21 protein-coding genes are annotated in these 18065 nt (G+C 74.4%); 12 read left to right on the top strand and 9 right to left on the bottom strand.

The window, feature by feature from the left end; translation table 11 throughout:
• Positions 1-25 precede the first annotated feature (25 nt).
• The 3 genes from H9L09_RS12985 to H9L09_RS12975 all read left to right on the top strand — a co-directional run bounded on the left by H9L09_RS12985 (position 26) and on the right by H9L09_RS12975 (position 3451).
• Positions 26-1201, top strand: coding sequence for an acyl-CoA dehydrogenase family protein (locus H9L09_RS12985; protein ID WP_187577340.1), 1176 nt, complete (start codon positions 26-28; stop codon positions 1199-1201).
• Between the two features lie 22 nt (positions 1202-1223).
• Positions 1224-2375 carry an acyl-CoA dehydrogenase family protein gene (locus H9L09_RS12980; RefSeq protein ID WP_187577339.1) on the top strand — a complete coding sequence of 384 codons (1152 nt, stop codon included), beginning with the start codon at positions 1224-1226 and terminating at the stop codon, positions 2373-2375.
• 134 nt (positions 2376-2509) lie between these two features.
• Entirely contained in the window at positions 2510-3451 is a 942-nt protein-coding gene (locus H9L09_RS12975; protein ID WP_187577338.1) for a S1C family serine protease, read from the top strand.
• Here the strand turns inward: H9L09_RS12975 and H9L09_RS12970 are convergent.
• From H9L09_RS12970 to H9L09_RS12960, 3 genes are all read right to left on the bottom strand, one after another.
• On the bottom strand, positions 3441-4124 hold the full coding sequence (locus tag H9L09_RS12970) for a phosphatase PAP2 family protein (RefSeq protein ID WP_187577337.1): 684 nt from the start codon (positions 4122-4124) through the stop codon (positions 3441-3443). The genes H9L09_RS12975 and H9L09_RS12970 overlap by 11 nt on opposite strands.
• On the bottom strand, positions 4121-4723 hold the full coding sequence (locus H9L09_RS12965) for a LuxR C-terminal-related transcriptional regulator (protein ID WP_246456522.1): 603 nt from the start codon (positions 4721-4723) through the stop codon (positions 4121-4123). The genes H9L09_RS12970 and H9L09_RS12965 overlap by 4 nt, the downstream gene beginning before the upstream one ends.
• A 92-nt stretch (positions 4724-4815) precedes the next feature.
• Entirely contained in the window at positions 4816-6111 is a 1296-nt protein-coding gene (locus H9L09_RS12960) for an ATP-binding protein (protein WP_187577335.1), read from the bottom strand.
• 143 nt (positions 6112-6254) lie between these two features.
• On the opposite strand from H9L09_RS12960, the gene H9L09_RS12955 reads away from it, so the two are divergent.
• The 6 genes from H9L09_RS12955 (at position 6255) to H9L09_RS12930 (ending at position 11796) form a co-directional block, all read left to right on the top strand.
• A complete protein-coding gene (locus tag H9L09_RS12955; protein ID WP_187577334.1) occupies positions 6255-7673 on the top strand; it encodes a PspC domain-containing protein in 1419 nt (472 codons plus the stop codon).
• On the top strand, positions 7673-8062 hold the full coding sequence (locus H9L09_RS12950; RefSeq protein WP_187577333.1) for a hypothetical protein: 390 nt from the start codon (positions 7673-7675) through the stop codon (positions 8060-8062). Before H9L09_RS12955 ends, H9L09_RS12950 begins: the two co-directional genes overlap by 1 nt.
• A complete protein-coding gene (locus H9L09_RS12945) occupies positions 8059-8283 on the top strand; it encodes a PspC domain-containing protein (RefSeq protein WP_187577332.1) in 225 nt (74 codons plus the stop codon). The genes H9L09_RS12950 and H9L09_RS12945 overlap by 4 nt, the downstream gene beginning before the upstream one ends.
• Before the next feature lie 175 nt (positions 8284-8458).
• Positions 8459-9154 (top strand): response regulator transcription factor, encoded by a 696-nt coding sequence (locus tag H9L09_RS12940; protein WP_246456002.1) that lies wholly within the window; start codon positions 8459-8461, stop codon positions 9152-9154.
• Positions 9151-10155 carry a HAMP domain-containing sensor histidine kinase gene (locus tag H9L09_RS12935; protein WP_187577331.1) on the top strand — a complete coding sequence of 335 codons (1005 nt, stop codon included), beginning with the start codon at positions 9151-9153 and terminating at the stop codon, positions 10153-10155. The genes H9L09_RS12940 and H9L09_RS12935 overlap by 4 nt, the downstream gene beginning before the upstream one ends.
• A 120-nt stretch (positions 10156-10275) precedes the next feature.
• Positions 10276-11796: a DUF4153 domain-containing protein gene (locus H9L09_RS12930; RefSeq protein ID WP_187577330.1), complete on the top strand. Its 1521-nt coding sequence runs from the start codon at positions 10276-10278 to the stop codon at positions 11794-11796.
• A gap of 2 nt (positions 11797-11798) precedes the next feature.
• On the opposite strand, the gene H9L09_RS12925 is transcribed toward H9L09_RS12930, so the two are convergent.
• From H9L09_RS12925 to npdG, 4 genes are read right to left on the bottom strand one after another with little or no spacing between them, the layout of a single operon-like run.
• Positions 11799-12200 (bottom strand): RidA family protein, encoded by a 402-nt coding sequence (locus H9L09_RS12925; protein ID WP_223164033.1) that lies wholly within the window; start codon positions 12198-12200, stop codon positions 11799-11801.
• A gap of 32 nt (positions 12201-12232) precedes the next feature.
• Positions 12233-12706 (bottom strand): MFS transporter, encoded by a 474-nt coding sequence (locus H9L09_RS22475; protein ID WP_281390858.1) that lies wholly within the window; start codon positions 12704-12706, stop codon positions 12233-12235.
• Between the two features lie 23 nt (positions 12707-12729).
• A complete protein-coding gene (locus tag H9L09_RS22470) occupies positions 12730-13512 on the bottom strand; it encodes an MFS transporter (RefSeq protein ID WP_281390696.1) in 783 nt (260 codons plus the stop codon).
• Between the two features lie 59 nt (positions 13513-13571).
• Positions 13572-14234: an NADPH-dependent F420 reductase gene (gene npdG / locus H9L09_RS12915; protein ID WP_187577328.1), complete on the bottom strand. Its 663-nt coding sequence runs from the start codon at positions 14232-14234 to the stop codon at positions 13572-13574.
• Between the two features lie 137 nt (positions 14235-14371).
• On the opposite strand from npdG, the gene H9L09_RS12910 reads away from it, so the two are divergent.
• Complete coding sequence (locus tag H9L09_RS12910; protein WP_187577327.1) at positions 14372-15403, top strand: LLM class F420-dependent oxidoreductase; 1032 nt, start codon at positions 14372-14374, stop codon at positions 15401-15403.
• The gene (locus tag H9L09_RS12905; protein ID WP_187577326.1) at positions 15400-16551 is read left to right on the top strand and encodes an acyl-CoA dehydrogenase family protein; all 1152 of its coding nucleotides are present in this window, start codon (positions 15400-15402) and stop codon (positions 16549-16551) included. The genes H9L09_RS12910 and H9L09_RS12905 overlap by 4 nt, the downstream gene beginning before the upstream one ends.
• A 124-nt stretch (positions 16552-16675) precedes the next feature.
• Here H9L09_RS12905 and H9L09_RS12900 read toward each other — a convergent pair whose 3' ends face one another.
• The gene (locus H9L09_RS12900) at positions 16676-17113 is read right to left on the bottom strand and encodes an Hsp20/alpha crystallin family protein (RefSeq protein ID WP_425491681.1); all 438 of its coding nucleotides are present in this window, start codon (positions 17111-17113) and stop codon (positions 16676-16678) included.
• Between the two features lie 118 nt (positions 17114-17231).
• Here H9L09_RS12900 and H9L09_RS12895 point away from each other — a divergent pair, with 118 nt between their 5' ends.
• Positions 17232-17519 (top strand): MerR family transcriptional regulator, encoded by a 288-nt coding sequence (locus H9L09_RS12895; protein WP_187577325.1) that lies wholly within the window; start codon positions 17232-17234, stop codon positions 17517-17519.
• 10 nt (positions 17520-17529) lie between these two features.
• Here H9L09_RS12895 and H9L09_RS12890 read toward each other — a convergent pair whose 3' ends face one another.
• Entirely contained in the window at positions 17530-18063 is a 534-nt protein-coding gene (locus tag H9L09_RS12890) for a GNAT family N-acetyltransferase (RefSeq protein ID WP_187577324.1), read from the bottom strand.
• Positions 18064-18065 lie beyond the last annotated feature (2 nt).

Below are 18065 nucleotides of genomic sequence, written 5' to 3'. Positions count from 1 at the left end.
CGTCTCGAGTGCGAGGAGGAGTTGGATGAGGCTCGAGCTGTCCCCCGAGGACGCCGCGTTCCGCGAGGAGATGCGCACGTTCTTCACCACCCGGGTCCCCCAGGAGATCCGGGACACCGTGGCCGCCGGCCGGGAGCTGACCAAGGACCAGATCGTGGAGAGCCAGCGCACGCTGAACGCTGCCGGCCTCGCGGTGCCCGGCTGGCCGGTCGAGTGGGGCGGCCAGGACTGGACGCCGCTGCAGCGCCACATCTGGCACGAGGAGATGCAGCGCGCCTGCGTCCCGCTGCCGCTGGCGTTCAACGCCTCGATGGTCGGACCGGTGATCGCGACCTTCGGCTCCCAGGAGCAGAAGGAGCGCTTCCTGCCGGCCACCGCCAACCTCGACATCTGGTGGTCCCAGGGCTTCTCCGAGCCCGACGCCGGCTCCGACCTGGCCTCGCTGCGCACCACCGCGGTCCGTGACGGCGACGAGTGGGTGGTCAACGGCCAGAAGACCTGGACCACGCTCGGGCAGTACGGCGACTGGATCTTCAACCTGGTCCGCACCGACCCCGACGCCCCCAAGCGGCAGCAGGGGATCTCCTTCCTCCTCATCGACATGAGCACGCCCGGGGTCACGGTGCGCCCGATCGAGCTGATCGACGGCGGCCACGAGGTCAACGAGGTCTTCTTCGAGGATGTCCGGGTGCCGGCCGAGAACCTGGTCGGCGAGGAGAACAAGGGCTGGGACTACGCGAAGTTCCTGCTCGGCAACGAGCGGGTCGGCGTCGCCCCGGTCGGCGCGACGAAGCGCATGCTCGCCGCGGCCAAGGCGCACGCCGCCACCGCCGGTCCCGGGGGCACCTCGCTGCTCGAGGACCCGCTGGTGGCCGCCCAGGTCGCCGAGCTGGAGAACGAGCTGCTCGCGCTCGAGCTCACCGCGCTGCGGGTGGTCGCCCACTCCACCGACGGCAAGCCCCACCCGGCCTCGTCGGTGCTCAAGCTCAAGGGGACCGAGCTGCAGCAGGCCGTCAGCGAGCTGGTGGTGGACCTGGCCGGGCCGGCCTCGCTGGCCTCCGGTGCCGGAGCCGGCAGCGACCTGCCGGAGTGGACCCGGCTGGCCACCCCGACGTACCTCAACCTGCGCAAGGCCTCCATCTACGGCGGCTCGAACGAGGTGCAGCGACAGATCATCGCCGGCACCATCCTCGGGCTGTAGAAGACACCGAAAGGACCACGACGTGGACTTCACCTATGACGACGAGCAGGAGGCCCTGCGCGATGCAGTGCGCGGGCTGCTGGGCCGTGCCTACGGCGACTTCGAGCAGCGCCGCAAGACCGTGGCGAGCGAGCCGGGCTTCGACGAGTCGCTGTGGCAGCGGCTGGCCGAGATGGGCGTCCTCGGGCTGCCCTTCGCGGAGGAGGACGGCGGCATGGGGGCCGGGCCGGTCGAGGTCGCCCTGGTCAGCGAGGAGCTCGGCCGGGTGCTCGCCCCCGAGCCGTTCCTGACCTCGGTGGTCCTGGCCGGCGGCCTGGTGGCCGCCGTGGGCGAGCCGGAGCAAAGGGCGGCCGTGCTGCCGGCGCTGGCCGAGGGCTCCCTGCTGCCGACGTTCGCGCACCTCGAGCCGGGCAGCCGGTGGTCGGCCACCGCGACGGCGGTCACCGCGACCCGCGACGACGACGGCGACGGCTGGCGGCTGGCCGGCGTCAAGGAGCCGGTCCCGCACGGCGCCCGCGCCGACCTGCTGGTGGTGAGCGCCGCGCTGCCGGACGGCGGCACCGGCCTCTTCCTGGTCGAGACCTCCGCCGAGGGCCTCACCCGTGAGGGCTACGCCACCCACGACGGCGGCCGGGCCGCGCGCGTCACGTTCGCCGGTACGGCGGCCAGGCCGCTGGGCGAGCCCGGGACCGACCGCACCGCGGCGATCGAGCTGACCTGGGACACCGCCCGGATCGCCGCCTGCCACGAGGCCCTCGGCGCGATGTCGTTCGCGCTGGACACGACCACCGACTACCTCAAGAGCCGCAAGCAGTTCGGGGTCACCCTCAACAAGTTCCAGGCGCTGACGTTCCGGGCCGCGGACCTCTACGTCTCCCTCGAGCTGGCGCGCAGCGTCGCTGCCTGGGCGACACTGGTGCTGCTCGACGGCGCGGAGTCGCAGGTGGGCGAGGCCGCGGCCCGCGCGTCGCTGCAGGTGAGCCGGGCGGGCCGGCACATCGGCCAGGAGGCGATCCAGCTGCACGGCGGCATCGGGATGACCGCGGAGTACTCCGTGGGCCACTACACCAGCCACCTGACCGCGCTCGAGCACCTCCTCGGCGACGGCCGGCTCCACCTGGCCCGGCTCGCCGCCGGCGTCGGCGACCACGACGAGGTCGATCCCCTCCCCTGACCCGGGCCGCTTGCGACGAGCGTGCGCGCAGGCCCGGGCCGGAGCCCGGCGCACGTCCGCTCAGGGCGAACACCCGAGCGGAACAGCCGCCGGGCGGGCGTCGTTCCATCCGGTGCGGGGGGTGAGGGAAGCCGATGGAACCGACCGACCACGACGCGCTCGACGCCTACTCCCGGGTCGTCTCCGGGGTCGCCGAGCTGCTGCTGCCGCGCGTCGCCGCGATCCGCGTGCGGCGCCGCGGCCGGCCCGGGGAGGCCTCCGGCTCCGCGGTGGTGCTCACCGCCGAGGGGCACCTGCTGACCAACGCCCACGTGGTCGGGGACGCCGACACCGGGGAGGCCACCTTCGCCGACGGCAGCACCGCGCGGCTCGAGATCGTCGGTCGGGACCCGCTCGCGGACCTCGCCGTGGTCCGCGTGGACCGGGCCGTCGCCGAGCCACCGGTCTACCGCGACGTCGACGACCTGCGGATCGGCTCGCTCGTGGTGGCCGTCGGCAACCCGCTCGGCATGGCCGGCAGCATCACCGCCGGCGTGGTCAGCGGCCTCGGCCGTGCGCTCCCGGTCCGGGTGCGCAACGCGACCCGCATCGTCGAGGACGTCATCCAGACCGACGCGGCGCTGAACCCGGGCAGCTCCGGCGGCGCGCTGGCCGACTCGCACGGTCGGGTGATCGGCATCAACACGGCGGTCGCCGGCGTGGGGCTCGGGCTCGCCGTACCCGTCAACGCCACGTCGCGCCGGATCATCTCCGCGCTGATGCACGACGGCCGGGTCCGCCGCGGCTACCTGGGTCTGGTCACCTCGCCGGCGCCGCTGCCGCCGCTGTGGGCCGACCGCACCGGGCAGCGCACCGCGCTGCGCGTCGTCGAGGTGGTCGCCGGGTCCCCCGCCGCGTCGAGCGGCCTGCGGGCCGGCGACCTGATCATCGCCGTGGCCGGGAACCCGCTCGGCGACGCCCAGTCGCTGCAGCGGCTGCTGTTCGAGGAGTCCATCGGCCGTCGGCTGGAGATCACCGTGATGCGCAACGGCGCCCTGGTGGACGCGGTCACCGTGCCGTCCGAGCTCAGCGACTGACTCCGCGCCGCCGGGCCGGGTCTTCGGGCTGCTCCCGCGGCTGCGGGCCGGCCGGCCCCGGTCGCCACGGCCCGGTGGCCCACCACAGCACCAGCACGCCAGCGCCCAGCAGCGCGCCCCCGGCGACGTCGGTGAGCCAGTGCACGCCGAGGTAGAGCCGGCTCAGCCCCACCAGCGAGACCACGGCGAGCGCCGCCACCGTGGCGAGCGTGCGGGCGCCGCGGCCGGCCGGCCGGTAGCAGGCGAGCAGCAGGCCCAGCGCGACCACGATCTGCAGCGTGTGCCCCGAGGGGAAGCTCGACCCCGGCCCGTCCGCGAGGATCCCGTCGGTCGGTGGCCGGGGCCGGCCCAGCGCGGGCTGCAGCACGCTCCGGGTGAGCACGGCCAGCCCGAAGAACCCGAGCACCCAGCCGGCGTGCAGGACCGGGCGGCTGGTCCGCGGCCGCACCAGGAGCACCAGCACCAGCAGCGGGACCAGGGTGCGGATCGAGCCGACCCAGGTCACCAGGCCGGCCAGCCGGGTCCAGGCGGGGTCGCGGTGCGCCCACAGCAGGTCGTGCACGGCGACGTCGGCCCGCGGCGGCTGATCGAGCGTCGTGACCCAGGAGAGGAGCAGGGCCGCCGAGCCGAGCACCACGAGGACCGCCACCAGCCGGAGCCGGGCGGAGCTCACAGCAGGCGGCGGTCGGTCGCCCACCGGGTCAGCTCGTGCCGGGACGAGAGCTGCAGCTTGCGCAGCACGCTGGAGACGTGGGTCTCGACGGTCTTCACCGAGATGAACAGCTCGCTGGCCACCTCCTTGTAGGCGTAGCCGCGCGCGATCAGCCGCATCACCTCCCGCTCCCGCTCGCTGAGCCGGTCCAGGTCCTCGTCGACCTGGGCGACCGCGATCGAGCCGGCGAACGCGTCGAGGACGAAGCCGGCCAGCCGCGGCGAGAACACCGCGTCGCCCTCCGCGACCCGGCCGATCGCATCGACGAGCTCGGGACCGGTGATCGTCTTGGTGACGTAGCCGCGGGCGCCGGCCCGGATCGTGCCGATCACGTCCTCCGCGGCGTCCGAGACGCTCAACGCCAGGAACCGGGTCTCCGGGACGCGGCTCGCGATCCGGCGCATCACCTCGCCGCCGCCGCCGCCCGGCAGGTGCACGTCGAGCAGGACCACCTCCGGGCGCAGCCGCTGCACCGCCTCGACGGCCTCGTCGACGTCGGCCGCCTCGCCGAGAACCCTCACCCGGCCCTCGATCTCGGCCCGGACACCGGTGCGGAACATCGCGTGGTCGTCGACGATGACCACGCTCACCGGCCGGGTCGGGTCCGGCCGGGTGGTGCCGCCGGCGGTGGCCGGGATGCCGTGCTGCGCCATCAGGCGTCCTCCTCGCTGTCGGGGTCCAGCATGCCCAGCCGGATCTCGGTGCCCTCGCCCGGCCTGGTCCGCACCTGCGCCGTACCGCCGTGGCGCTGCATCCGGTCCAGGATGCTGTGCCGCACGCCGAGCCGGTCCGCGGGCACGGCCTCCTGGTCGAAGCCGACGCCGCGGTCACGGACGAACACCTCGCTGCGCCCGGCGGCGTGCTCGGCGTAGACGTCGACCTGGTCGGCGCCGGAGTGCTTGGCGGCGTTGACCATCGACTCGCGGGCGGCCAGCACCAGCGGGCGCAGCCGCTCGGTCAGGGCCGTGTCGCCGACGGTGACCACCTCGACCGGCACCCCGAAGGCGTCCTCGACCTCGGCGGCCGCGGTCTTCAACGCTCCCGCCAACGTGGTCGGGCTCTGCGACTCGTCGCCGTAGAGCCAGGCCCGCAGGTCGCGCTCCTGGGCCCGCGCCAGCGTGGAGACCGCCCGGCCGTCGTCGGCGTGCTTCTGGATGAGCGCCAGCGTCTGCAGGACGGAGTCGTGCAGGTGCGCGGCCATGTCGGCGCGCTCCTCGGTGCGGATCCGCGCGGCCCGCTCCTCTCCCAGGTCGCCGGCGAGCCGGAACAGCCACGGCCCGACGGTCAGTGCCAGCCCCGCGACGCCGAGCGCCCCGGCGATCAGCACGTCGCGGGCGACGCCGGCCTGGCCGGTCTGCACCGCGAACAGCGCCAGCGCCCCCACCAGGCAGACCACCCCGACGGCCAGCCGGGTGTACGCCGCGACGCCGCCGCGGCCGACCACGGCCCGCACCACGTTGATCCGGCCGCTGCTGTCGACCCACCGCTCCCGCTGGGCCTCGTCGGCCTGCCGCCAGAGCACCGCGATGCCGACCACGCCGAGCAGCACCGGCCAGAACAGGAACGAGTTGCCCAGCCAGCCGTTGGCGAGGACTGCGACGCCGAGCACGATCGCGGCGATCGCGACCAGCGGGCCGACGTCCTCCAGCCGCGACGTCGTGCGGCGCGGCCGCCTGCCCTGCCGGCGGGCCGCTTCCAGCCCCGGCGCGGCCTGCTCGAGGTGGGAGCCCGCAGGCAGCACCAGCCACAGGCCGGCGTACAGCGCCAGGCCCAGCCCCCCGAACACCGAGGTGACCAGGAAGAAGCCGCGCACCAGCGTGACGTCGAGGCCGAGGTGCTCGGCGAGCCCGGCCGCCACCCCGCCGAGGAGCCGGTCGTCGACGGACCGGAAGGCGCGCGGCGGCCCGGGGCGGGTGCCGGGGGGTACGGCGGTGTCGGTGCTGCTCATCGTGGTCCCATCGTCACACGTGCGAACCCTCCCGGACATGAGTTGGCACCCTGACCCGACCCTGACCCCGAGAGCCACTGCCCCGGTGGATCTCAGGGTCGTCCCCGATGGTGGCGGACGCCGCGAGGGCACAGGATCGAGCCATGACCGAGACCCACACCCCCCAGGACGCCCCGTCCGGCCCGCAGGGGACCCCCCACCAGGCAATGGAGGCGCCCCGGGCCGGCGTCGCCACCGAGAACCTCCGCGACTACACCCGGCTGCGCCGCTCGGTCATCGACCGCAAGATCGCGGGCGTCGCCGGTGGCCTGGGCCGGCACCTGAACATCGACCCGACCGTGCTGCGGGTGCTGTTCGTGGTGCTGTGCTTCTTCGGTGGCGCCGGGATCGTGCTGTACGCCGCGGCCTGGCTGCTGGTCCCCGAGGAGCAGAGCGACGACGCGGTGATCAGCGCCAGCCCGAGCACCCGCAACACGCTGCTGATCATCGCCGGCGTGCTGGGCGCGGTGCTGGTGGTCGGCGACTTCGTCGGCAACCTCAACGGCGGCTTCGGCGGGGTCTTCCTCCCCGGTCCGATCGCGCTGGCCGCCCTGGTGGTGCTGATCGTGCTGCTCACCCGGGACAAGTCGGGCCACCACGCGGACGTCCCGGCCCCGACCGGCCCGGCGTCCGCCCCGGCCGCCCCGGCCTCGGCCGGGACCACCGCCGGCTCGGGCAGCTTCAGCTACCCCGGTGCTCCCGGTGCTGCCGGTGAGGTGCCTGTCGCTCCGGCGGCGTACCAGGAGGCTCCTGCTCCCGCGTCCTCGCCGGGCTGGCCGGCCTCCGGCGCGACGGCGTACGCCCCGACGGCGCCCCCCGCGGGCGCGACTGCGTACCCCCCGACGCCGCCCGCCGGCCCGGCGGCGTACGCCCCGACGACGTACCCGAGCCCGCCGCGGCGCGACCGCGGCCCGGTGCTCTTCGGCTTCACGCTCGCGTTCGTGGCGGTGGCGCTCGGGACGCTCGGGCTCTACGACGCCGCCGGCAACACCGTCGTCGACGCCGCCTACCCGGCGCTGGCGCTGGCCGTGATCGGCGTGATGCTCGTGGTCGGCTCGTTCGCCGGCCGGCCCGGTGGCCTGGTGGCGCTCGGCGTCCTCGCCTGCATCGCGCTGGCGGTCACGTCGGTGGCCGACCGCTACGACTACGGGCGTCCGCAGCGGCTCGACGCGGTGCCGGCCAGCAGCGCGCAGGTGCACGACCGCTACTCCGTGCTCGCCGGCACCGTCGGACTCGACCTCACCTCGGTCCGCGACCTGGAGAACCTCGACGGCCGCTCCGTCGAGCTGCGGGCCGAGGCCGGCGAGATCATCGTCTACGTGCCCGAGGGGCTCGACGTGGCCGTGGACGCCGAGATCGGCATCGCCGGGGACGTCAACGTGGACGGCACCCTCGATGAGGGCCGCAGCCCCCGCGTCGTCCGGGTCGTCGACGGCGGCAAGGACGTCCCCACGCTCACCCTCGAGGCCGACCTCTCGGTCGGCTCCATCGAGGTCCGACAGCTCCAGAAGGCAGGCCAGTGATGAAGACCCATCCGCTCAACGTCAGCTACCTCGTCGTCGGTCTGGCCTTCCTCGGCATCGCCGGCTCGTGGGCCCTGCACGCCGCAGCCGCCGACATCATCGACGCCGGGGACGTCGGCTGGCTGGTGCCGCTGAGCCTGGTGGTCGCCGGGGTGATCGGCCTGGTCGCCTTCGCGGCCAAGGGCGTCTCCCGCGGCCGGTCCCGCGCGGCCGGGGCGACGGCGTACGACGCAGAGGCTCGTCCCGAGGACGAGCCGGCGTACGACGTCGGCACCGATCCGGGCATCCCCGCCCCGACCGACGCCGATCCGACCGACACTGGTGCGACCAGCTATCGGACCGACACCGAGCACACGACCGTGCTTCCGACCTCCGAGGAGAACCGATGACCACGCCGTACAACGCGCCGCCGCCGCCCCAGCCCGCCCCGAAGCGCCTGGTCCGCAGCCGCGACGACCGCTGGGTGGCCGGGGTCTGCGGCGGGATCGGCGCCTACGCCGGCATCGACCCCAACGTGGTCCGGCTGCTGGCGGTCCTGGCCGCCCTGCTCAGCTGCGGCACCGCGGTGATCGCCTACATCGTCGCCTGGGTGCTGATGCCCGAGCAGTGAGCACGCCAAGCACCGGCAGACCCCACCCCACCCCGCCGAGTCGGCGCATCTGCAGCCCCCACCCTGCCGAGTCGGCGCATCCGCAGCCCTCCACCCTGCCGAGTCGGCGCATCTGCACACGATCTGCACACGTCGTCGGCACCTCCTGCGCAGCCGGACTCCTAGGCTCAGGGACGTGAACAACGGGGAGCGCAGCCGACTGCTGATCGTCGAGGACGAGCCGCTGATCAACCAGGCGGTGGCCGACCGCCTGCGGGCGGAGGGCTTCGAGGTCGAGCAGGTGTACGACGGGCCGACCGCCGTCGCCACCGCCACCGCCTGGCAGCCCGACCTGCTGGTGCTGGACGTGATGCTGCCGGGCTTCGACGGCCACGAGGTGTGCCGCCGGGTCCAGGCCGAGCGACCGGTGCCGGTGCTGATGCTCACGGCGCGCGACGACGAGACCGACGTCCTGGTCGGCCTCGGGGTCGGCGCGGACGACTACCTGACCAAGCCGTTCAGCATGCGCGAGCTGGTCGCCCGGGTGCGCGTGCTGCTGCGCCGCGTGGAGCGGGCCGTCGAGCTGGCCGCGCGGCCGGGCGCCGAGCTGGTGCTCGGCACGCTGCGCATCGACCGTGCGGCCCGTCGCGTGCACGTCGACCACGACGCCGTACACCTCACCCCGACCGAGTTCGACCTCCTCGTCTGCCTGGCCGAGCGGCCCGGCACGGTGCTCACCCGCGAACAGCTGATGGGCGAGGTCTGGGACTGGCCCGACGCCACGGGCACCCGCACCGTCGACAGCCACGTCCGGTCGCTGCGCGCCAAGATCGGCCCCGACCGGGTCCGCACCGTGCACGGCGTCGGCTACGCGCTCGAGGCGCAGGCATGAGGCCGCTGGACCCGCTGCGCTCGATCAAGACCAAGCTCGGGGTGCTGGTGGCGGTGACGGTGGCCGTCGCGGCCGCGCTCGCCTCGGCCGGCACCGATGCCGGCCTGTCGCCGCTGCTGACCGTGCCGGTCGCGGTCGCCGCGGCGCTCGCCGTCACCCAGCTGCTCGCCCGCGGGATGACCTCCCCGCTGCGCGAGATGACCGCCGCCGCCAAGGAGATGGCCGGCGGCCAGCACGGCCACCGGGTCACCGCCACCTCCCGCGACGAGGTCGGCGAGCTGGCCCGCGCCTTCAACACGATGGCCGCCGAGCTCGAGGCGGTCGACCGGCAGCGCCGCGAGCTGGTCGCAAACGTCTCTCACGAGCTGCGGACGCCGGTCTCGGCGCTGCGGGCCGTGCTGGAGAACCTCGTGGACGGCGTCGCGGCACCCGACCCGGCCACCCTGCGCGCGGCGCTCGCCCAGACCGAGCGGCTCTCGGGGCTGGTGGGGGACCTGCTCGACCTCTCCCGGGTCGACGCCGGGATCGCGCCACTGCGGCCGGAGCCGCTGCCGGTGCGCCCGCTGCTCGAGGAGGCGGTCGCGGAGGCGGAGCTCCTGGAGCGTGCCGTGCGGTACGTCGTCGCAGCGCCCGACGACCTGGTGGTGACCGCCGACCGCGCACGGCTGCAGCAGCTGCTGGCCAACTTGCTCGACAACGCGGGCCGGCACAGCCCGCCCCAGGGCACGGTCCGGGTGAGCGGGACGCGCTGCGGCACCGCCACCCTGATCGAGGTGGCCGACGACGGGCCCGGCATCGCCCCCGCCGACCGGGCCCGCGTGTTCGAGCGGTTCGACACCGCCGGGCCCGACGACACCGGCGGCACCGGCCTGGGCCTGGCGATCGCCCGATGGGTGACCCAGCTGCACGGTGGCTCCATCGCGGTCGCCGACGGGCCCGCCCCACCGGCCGGCGGCTGCCGGATCCGCGCGACCTTCCCCGACGTCCCCCACACCACCTGACCCCGAGACCACCTGACCCCCGCCGGCGCCTCACCGCCGATCCGGCCCGCCCCACCCGACCCCTCCCTCACAGCCCGGCCGTCTCGCCGTCGGGTGTGACCGACCTGCCCGGAGGAACCCGTGACCGACCCCACCCCGCCACCCGGCCGACCCACGCACGTGCCCCACACCAGGACCGACTCCCCGCCCAGCGACGGCACCCCGGCCGCCCCGACCGGCGCCCTGCTCGGCCCGCTCCGGCCCCGGCGCGACGTCCCGGCCAGTCTCCCCGCGGTCCTCACCGCGGTGGCCGTGGGGCTGCTGGCCGCGCTGGTGCTCCCCGACCGGGACCTCGGCCTCGGCACAGCGCTGGTGCTGCTGGCCGCCGGGGCGGCCGCCGTCGCCGCCGCGGTGCGGACCCGGCGGACGCCGTACCTCCTCGGCAGCGTCGGCCTCGCCGTCGCGCTGGTGAGCACCGTGGCGGTGCGGGACGCCGCCTGGATCTCGGCGCTCTGCGTGCTGGCCGCGGCCGCCGTGACGGTCGTCGCGCTGCTGGACGCGCGGTCGGTGGTGGGCGTGGCGGCCGCGGCCCTCGCGGTCCCGCTGGCCGCGGTGCGTGGCTGGCCGTGGCTGGGCCGCTCGCTGCGGACGGCGGGCCGGACCGGCGGCTGGCTGCCGGCGCTGCGCACCGGCGTGCTGTCGGCTGTCCTGGTCGCGGTCTTCGTGGCGCTGTTCGCCTCCGCCGACGCGCTGTTCGCCACCTGGGTGGACGCCGTCGTCCCGGACCTGAGCCTGGGCTCGTTGCGGGTCCGGCTGCTGGTGCTGGTGCTCGTGGCCGGCACCACCCTCGCGGCGACGTACGTCTCGCTGGACCCGCCCGCCGTGGACCTCCTCGCGCAGCGGCCGGTGCGGCCGCTGGCACGGCGCTTCGAGTGGCTGGTCCCGGCCGGGCTGGTGCTCGCCGTGTCCGGGCTGTTCGTCGCCGCCCAGCTGACGGTGATGTTCGGCGGCCATGCCTACCTCCGGGCGACCACCGGCCTCACCTACGCCGAGCACGTGCACCAGGGGTTCGGCCAGCTCACGGTGGCCACCGTGCTCACCCTCGGCGTCGTCGGCGTCACCGCCCGCCGGGCCCCGCGCGGGTCGGCGCCCGACCGGCTGCTGCTGCGGGTGCTGCTCGGCGCCCTGTGCGGCGTGACCCTGGTGGTGGTCGCCTCGGCGCTGTGGCGGATGCACCTCTACGAGCAGGCCTACGGCTTCACCGGGCTGCGGCTGCTGGTCTCGGTGTTCGAGGGCTGGCTCGGCCTGCTGCTGGTGCTGGTGCTGGTCGCCGGCGTACGGCTGCGCGGCTGGTGGCTGCCGCGCGCGACCGTGCTCACCGGTGCCGGCGCCCTGCTCGGCCTGGCACTGCTCAACCCCGACGGGTACGTCGCCGCCCAGAACGTGCAGCGGTACGCCGAGACGGGGCGGGCCGACTGGTACTACCTGGCCGGCCTGTCCGACGACGCCGTGCCCGCGCTGCGGCGGCTCCCCCCGGACGCCCAGGACTGTGTCTTCGGGCCGCCGCGGCCCCGCCACGACGACTGGCTGGAGTGGAACCTCGGCCGGGCGCGGGCCGGGACCGCCTCGCTCGAGGCGACGGGCGGCTGCATCGCGCGCTGAGCTCAGGCCGGCAGCACCGCGACCGCCTCGACCTCGACGAGCTGCTCGGGGTAGCCGAGCATCGCCACGCCGAGCAGCGTGCTGGGCGCGTCGTGGTCGCCGAACGCCTCGCGGACGACGTCCCAGACGGCCACCAGGTCCTGGCGGTCGGCCGCGGCGACGTACACCGTGGACTTCGCGACGTCGGAGAGCCGCGCCCCGGAGGCGGCCAGCGCGGTCACCAGGTTCGCCATCACCTGCCGGGCCTGGGCGGCGTGGTCGCCGGGCGCCACCACCTCCCCGGCGTCGTCGAGCGGGCAGGCGCCGGCGGTGAACACCAGCGAGCCGGGGGCGGTGACCGCCGCGTAGGCGTAGGGGACGGAGCCGGCGAGGGCGGGGGCACGGACCAGGGACACCGGGGACATGCGGCCCATCCAAGCAACGGCGGGCCCGGAGGTCACCCGAGTTTCGCGGTGCTGCCCGCCGCTCCGCCCGCGCTCACGTCCGCCGAGTCTTCGGGCCCGGCCTCGGCCGCGTGCGCGATCTGGCCGAACGAGCGCCACATCAGCACGGTGAGCAGCGCCGAGCCGACGAAGCCGACCCAGAACGGCGCGACCACGCCCCAGTGCTGGGCGACCACGCCGCCGAGCAGGGAGCCCAGCGCCAGGCCGCCGACCGCGCCGATCAGGTAGACGCTGGTCACCCGGCCCAGCAGGTGCTCGGGCACCGTCCGCTGCCGGACCGTCGTGCTGGTCGTCCCCCAGACCATCGCGTGCACGCCGAACACGGCCATCACCAGGCCGGCGACGACCGGGATCGAGGTCAGCGCCAGGGCGAGGTGGGTGAGCGTCTCGACGATCAGCCCCACCCGCATCAGGTCGGCGAGGCTGAAGCGCTGCTCGAGCCAGCGGTACGTCGCCGAGCCGAGCAGCCCGCCGACGGCGCCGGCCGTGATCAGGAGGCCGAAGCCGACCTCGCCGAGGCCGACCGCTCGCGGGCGTAGAGCACGTAGACCGCCATCGCGGACCCGAAGGTGACGTTGAACAGGGTGAGCGTGACCGCGAGGGTCCGCACCGGCGGGTGGTCCCACAGCCAGCGCATGCCCTCGGCCACCTCGCTGCGCATCGACCGGCCGTCGGGCCGGGGCGCCGCGACCGGCAGCCGCATCCGGCTCAGCAGAATGGCGGCCAGCAGGAACCCGGCCGCGGTGGCGCCGAACGGCACCGCGGACCCGACCGCGAACAGCAGCGCCCCCAGCGGGGGGCCGACGAGCTGGTTGCCGAGCACCGCGGAGCCGAAGAACCGGGAGTTCGCGGTGCCGAGGTGCTCCTGGGGCACCACCACGGCGAGCACCGTGCTGCCGGCGTTGTCGGCGAAGGTCTCCGCGGTGCCGAGCAGGAACATCGCGGCCAGCACCACGGTCACGTTCACGACCCCGGTCGCGACGGTGACGGTGAGCGCGAGCAGCACCGCGCCCCGGCAGACGTCGACGACCACCATCAGCCGCCGGCGGTCCAGGCGGTCGATGAGCGCGCCCGCGGTCACCCCGAACAGCAGCCAGGGCAGCTGCTGCAGGAAGACCGCCATCGCCACCGCCAACGGCTCCCGGGTCACCGAGGCGACCAGCAGCGGCCCGGCGGCGAGCATCACGCCGTCGGCGGCGTTGGACACGCTCGACGCCGCGAACAGCCACCGGAAGCCGCGGCCCAGCGCGGGCGGGGCGAGGAAGTCGAGCACGCCCGCGATTCTCCCCGCAGCCGGCGGCTCCCGGCCACCGGGTTGCCGCGGGTGGTGGCTCAGCGCGGCAGGCCGGAGATCGCCACCCCGGAGCGGGTCTTGTAGCGCTTGTTGATCGAGATCAGCACGGCGGTCAGCGGCTCGAGCTGGCGGGCCAGCCGGAGCCGGCCGGCGTCCACCCCGTCGCGGCCGACCACCGAGCGGGCCAGCTCGATCGCCACCGCCTTCGCCTCCGCGTCGTCGCCGCAGACCAGGACGTCCTCGTGGTCGAGGTAGTCCTCCTGCCCCCACAGCGACACCGCCGAGACGTGGTGGAAGGCGCCGACGACCCGGGCCTGCGGGGCGAGGGCGGCGGCGGACTCGGCGGCGCTGCGCTCCACGTCCAGGCCGTAGGGCCCCTGCTTGTCGAAGCCCAGCGGGTTCACGCAGGAGATCACCACCTTGCCCTCCAGCGCCCCGGCCAGCTCCGCGACCAGCTCGTCGTGCCCGTCGTACGGCACCGCCAGCACCACCACCGCGGCACCGGCCGCCGCGGCGGCGTTGTCGGCACCGCGGACGTCGGCGTCCGGGACCCGCTCGCGGATCTCGCCGGCCGCGGCCTCCGCGCGCTCGGCGGAGCGGGAGCCGAGCACCACCCGGTGCCCGTGCCGGGCCCACCGGTAGGCCAGACCCTTGCCCTGCGGCCCGGTCCCGCCGACCACGGCGATGTCGAAGCTGCTCACTCGCGTTCCTCCTGACAACTGGTGACTGACGACCGGCGCCGGCGTCTTGATCGATGACAGTGATGCTGTCACAGTGGCGTCAGTCCCCTGCTGCCGAGACCCGTGCCGGCGTCCGTCCGGCCGAGAGGACCTGCCACGTGAAGCTGTCCACCATGCTGATGTACGCCGGCAACCCCCGCGAGGCCGCCGACGAGGTGGTCGGCCTCGAGCGGGCCGGCCTCGACACCGTCTGGGTGGCCGAAGCCTACGGGTTCGACTCCCCCACGCTGATGGGCTACCTCGCCGCGCGGACCGAGCGCATCGAGATCGGCTCGGCGATCCTGAACGTCTACTCGCGCACCCCCGGCGCGCTGGCGCAGACCGCCGCGGGCCTCGACAACGTCAGCGGCGGGCGGGCCATCCTCGGCCTGGGCGCCTCGGGACCGCAGGTGATTGAGGGCTGGCACGGGATGCCCTACGACCGGCCGCTGACCCGCACCCGCGAGGTGGTCGAGATCGTCCGGGCCGCGCTGCGCCGGGAGACGCTGGACTACCACGGCAAGGTGTTCGACCTGCCGCTGCCGGCCGACCAGGGCACCGGCCTCGGCAAGCCGCTGAAGATGCTCACCAAGCCGGAGCGCTCCAGCATCCCGATCTACGTCGCCGCGCTCGGCGAGAAGAACGTCGCCGGCACCGCCGAGTACGCCGACGGCTGGCTGCCGTTCCTCTACGCCCCGGAGAAGGCCCCCTCGGTCTGGGGCGACGCGCTCGCCGCCGGGAAGGCCAAGCGGCAGGAGGGCCTGGGGCCGCTCGAGGTCGTCGCCGGCGGGCTGGTCGCGATCGGCGAGGACGTCAAGGGGGTGCTGGACCTAGCCCGGCCGATGGTCGCGCTCTACGTCGGCGGCATGGGGGCCAAGGGCAAGAACTTCTACAACACGCTGGCGCGGCAGTACGGCTACGAGCAGGAGGCCGAGCAGATCCAGGAGCTCTACCTCGGCGGCAACAAGCGCGACGCCGAGGCGCTGGTCCCGCAGGAGATGTTGGAGATGTGCAACCTGGTCGGGCCGGAGTCCTACGTCAAGGAGCGGATCGCCGCGTTCGAGGAGTCCGGGGTCACCAACCTGCAGGTCCGCCCGGTCGCCGAGGACCCGGCCGCCGTCGTACGCCAGATGAAGGAGTGGGTCTCGTGAGCCGGGCCACGCGGCTTCTGCTGGAGCCCGAGCACGAGTCGTTCCGGCAGACCGTCCGCTCGTTCGTGGAGAAGGAGATCGCCCCGCACCACGCGCAGTGGGAGCGCGACGGCATCGTGCCGCGCGAGCTCTGGACCAAGGCCGGGGCGCTCGGGCTGCTCTGCTTCGACGTGCCCGAGGAGTACGGCGGCGCCGGGGTGCGCGACTTCCGCTACCACATGGTGATGGCCGAGGAGCTCGCCCGGGGCGGCGCGACCGGCCCCGGTTTCCCGGTCCACACCGACATCATCGTCCCCTACCTCACCAGCCTCGGCACCGAGGAGCAGAAGCAGCGCTGGCTGCCCGGCTGCGTGAGCGGCGAGACGATCACCGCGATCGCGATGACCGAGCCCGGGGCCGGCAGCGACCTCCAGGGCATCCGGACCACCGCGGTCGACAAGGGCGACCACTACGTGCTCAACGGCTCCAAGACGTTCATCTCCAACGGGATCAACGCCGACCTGGTGATCGTGGTCGCCCGCACCGACCCCGAGGCCGGTCACAAGGGCATCAGCCTGCTGGTCGTCGAGCGCGGCATGCCCGGCTTCGAGCGGGGCCGCAACCTCGACAAGATCGGCCTCAAGGCCCAGGACACCGCGGAACTCTTCTTCGACGACGTCGAGGTGCCGAAGGCGAACCTGCTCGGCGCCGAGGGCTCCGGGTTCATCTCGCTGATGATGAACCTGCCCCAGGAGCGGCTCTCGATCGCGACGATCGCCGCGGCCGCCTGCGAGCAGGTGCTGGCGATGTGCCTGGACTACGCCAAGGAACGGGAGGCGTTCGGCCGGCCGATCGGCGCCTTCCAGCACAACCGGTTCCTGGTCGCCGAGATGGCCACCGAGACCCACATCGCCCGGGTCTTCGTCGACGACTGCGTCCGCCGGCACAACGAGGGCACCCTCGACACGTCGCTGGCGGCGATGGCGAAGTGGTGGACGACCGAGCTGCAGGCCAAGCTGGTCGACCGGGCGGTGCAGCTGCACGGCGGCTACGGCTACATGAGCGAGTACCCCGTGGCACGGGCCTTCGTGGACAGCCGGATCCAGACCATCTACGGCGGCACCACCGAGATCCAGAAGGAGATCATCGGCCGGTCGCTCGGGCTGTGACACCGCCCCGCGCCGGCGCGGTACGGCGGCGACGCGGCGCACCATCCGCGTCGCCGCCTGCCTCGATGCCCGCCCGGCCGCGCCGCCGCCCAGGGGCCGACCGCCCGGCCGGACGGGCCACCTCTCAGGTGGTGATCGCGCCCTGCTCCTGCGACGACCCGGTGCTCACCTCGATCTTGCGCGGCTTGGCCTTCTCGGCCACGGGCACCTGCAGCCGCAGCACACCGGCGTCGTAGTCGGCGCTGACGTGCTCGAGGTCGAGGTTGTCGCCGAGCACGAGCTGCCGGCTGAACAGGCCGGTGGGACGCTCGGAGGCCAACATCTCCCAGTCCCCGTTGGGCGCCGGCCGCTCGGCACGGATCGTCAGCACGTTGCGCTCGACGTCGACGTCGACGGTCTCCGGCCGCACGCCCGGGAGGTCGAACTCCAGGACGAACGTGTCACCCTCCCGCCACGCGTCCATCGGCATCACGGTGGGCCGCGACGTGGTGCCGGGGCCGAGCAGCTGCTGGGCCAGACGGTCGAAGTCACGGAACGGGTCGGTACGCATCAACATCGGCATCGGTCCACCTCCAGTGGCTCCTGAGGGCCGGACCGCAGCCAGGCCCTGTATTGACTGATACATATTTTGTATAGCACTATCGGGAAGCAGCGACAAGGGCCGGAGGAGGTGGATCCCCATGACCGGTCAGCAGCCGCGCGATCCGCGCCAGGGCCTCTACGCGATCTCCGTGGCCGCCGAGCTGGTGGGCACGGGCGTGCAGAACCTCCGCGTCTACGAGCGTCGCGGCCTGGTCGAGCCCGCGCGCACCGACGGCGGCACCCGGCTCTACAGCGACCACGACATCCGGCGCCTGCGCCGGATCGCCGCACTGCTCGCCGAGGGGCTCAACCTCGCGGGGATCGCGATGGTGCTCACCCTCGAGGAGGACAACGCCCGGCTCCGCCGCCACCTCGGCGGCGGCTGAGCCCGGCGGGTCAGAGCGGGTCGTCGTGCAGGATCCGCTCGTAGAGGTGGTGGTCCTGCCACGCGCCGCCGATGAACAGGAAGCGGCGGGCGGTCCCGTAGTGCACGAACCCGGCGCGCAGCAGCACCGCCTGGGAGGCCGCGTTGTGCAGCAGCGTCCCGGCCTCGACCCGGTGCAGCCCGAGCGCCCGCGCACCGTCGCAGGCATGCTCGACCGCGGCGAGCGCGAGCCCGCGACGCAGGTGGCCGGCGTCGACCCAGTAGCCGACGCTGCCGCTGCGCAGCACGCCCAGCACGATGTTGCTGAGGTTGACGCGGCCGACCACGTCGTCACCGTGCGCGAGCACCCAGGCGGCGCCTCGCAGCTGCTCGACCTGCTCGAGCTGCGAGGCGATCGCGGCCCGCTGTCCGTCGACGGAGTAGAACGACTCGGGCCGCACCGGGTCCCACGGCGCGAGGTGCTCGCGGTTGCGCTGGTACGCCGCAGCCAGGGCCGCCGCGTCCTCGAGGCGCAGCGGGCGGACGACGTACCCCTCGGCGAGCATCC

The organism is Nocardioides mesophilus, assembly GCF_014395785.1.
GTDB lineage: Bacteria > Actinomycetota > Actinomycetes > Propionibacteriales > Nocardioidaceae > Nocardioides_B > Nocardioides_B mesophilus.
Note: the sequence above shows the minus strand (reverse complement) of the source record. Positions and strands in the feature narration are given on the sequence as shown.

Excerpts from the sequence above, each read along its gene's own strand:
- H9L09_RS12925 (WP_223164033.1), bottom strand. The coding sequence starts at position 12,200 with ATGTCCCCGGTGTCCCTGGTCCGTGCCCCCGCCCTCGCCGGCTCCGTC.
- H9L09_RS12950 (WP_187577333.1), top strand. The coding sequence starts at position 7,673 with ATGAAGACCCATCCGCTCAACGTCAGCTACCTCGTCGTCGGTCTGGCC.
- H9L09_RS12900 (WP_425491681.1), bottom strand. The coding sequence starts at position 17,113 with ATGCCGATGTTGATGCGTACCGACCCGTTCCGTGACTTCGACCGTCTG.
- H9L09_RS12895 (WP_187577325.1), top strand. The coding sequence starts at position 17,232 with ATGACCGGTCAGCAGCCGCGCGATCCGCGCCAGGGCCTCTACGCGATC.
- H9L09_RS12890 (WP_187577324.1), bottom strand. The coding sequence starts at position 18,063 with ATGCTCGCCGAGGGGTACGTCGTCCGCCCGCTGCGCCTCGAGGACGCG.
- H9L09_RS12975 (WP_187577338.1), top strand. The coding sequence starts at position 2,510 with ATGGAACCGACCGACCACGACGCGCTCGACGCCTACTCCCGGGTCGTC.
- H9L09_RS12985 (WP_187577340.1), top strand. The coding sequence starts at position 26 with ATGAGGCTCGAGCTGTCCCCCGAGGACGCCGCGTTCCGCGAGGAGATG.
- H9L09_RS12955 (WP_187577334.1), top strand. The coding sequence starts at position 6,255 with ATGACCGAGACCCACACCCCCCAGGACGCCCCGTCCGGCCCGCAGGGG.
- H9L09_RS12945 (WP_187577332.1), top strand. The coding sequence starts at position 8,059 with ATGACCACGCCGTACAACGCGCCGCCGCCGCCCCAGCCCGCCCCGAAG.
- H9L09_RS12935 (WP_187577331.1), top strand. The coding sequence starts at position 9,151 with ATGAGGCCGCTGGACCCGCTGCGCTCGATCAAGACCAAGCTCGGGGTG.
- H9L09_RS12965 (WP_246456522.1), bottom strand. The coding sequence starts at position 4,723 with ATGTTCCGCACCGGTGTCCGGGCCGAGATCGAGGGCCGGGTGAGGGTT.
- H9L09_RS12960 (WP_187577335.1), bottom strand. The coding sequence starts at position 6,111 with ATGAGCAGCACCGACACCGCCGTACCCCCCGGCACCCGCCCCGGGCCG.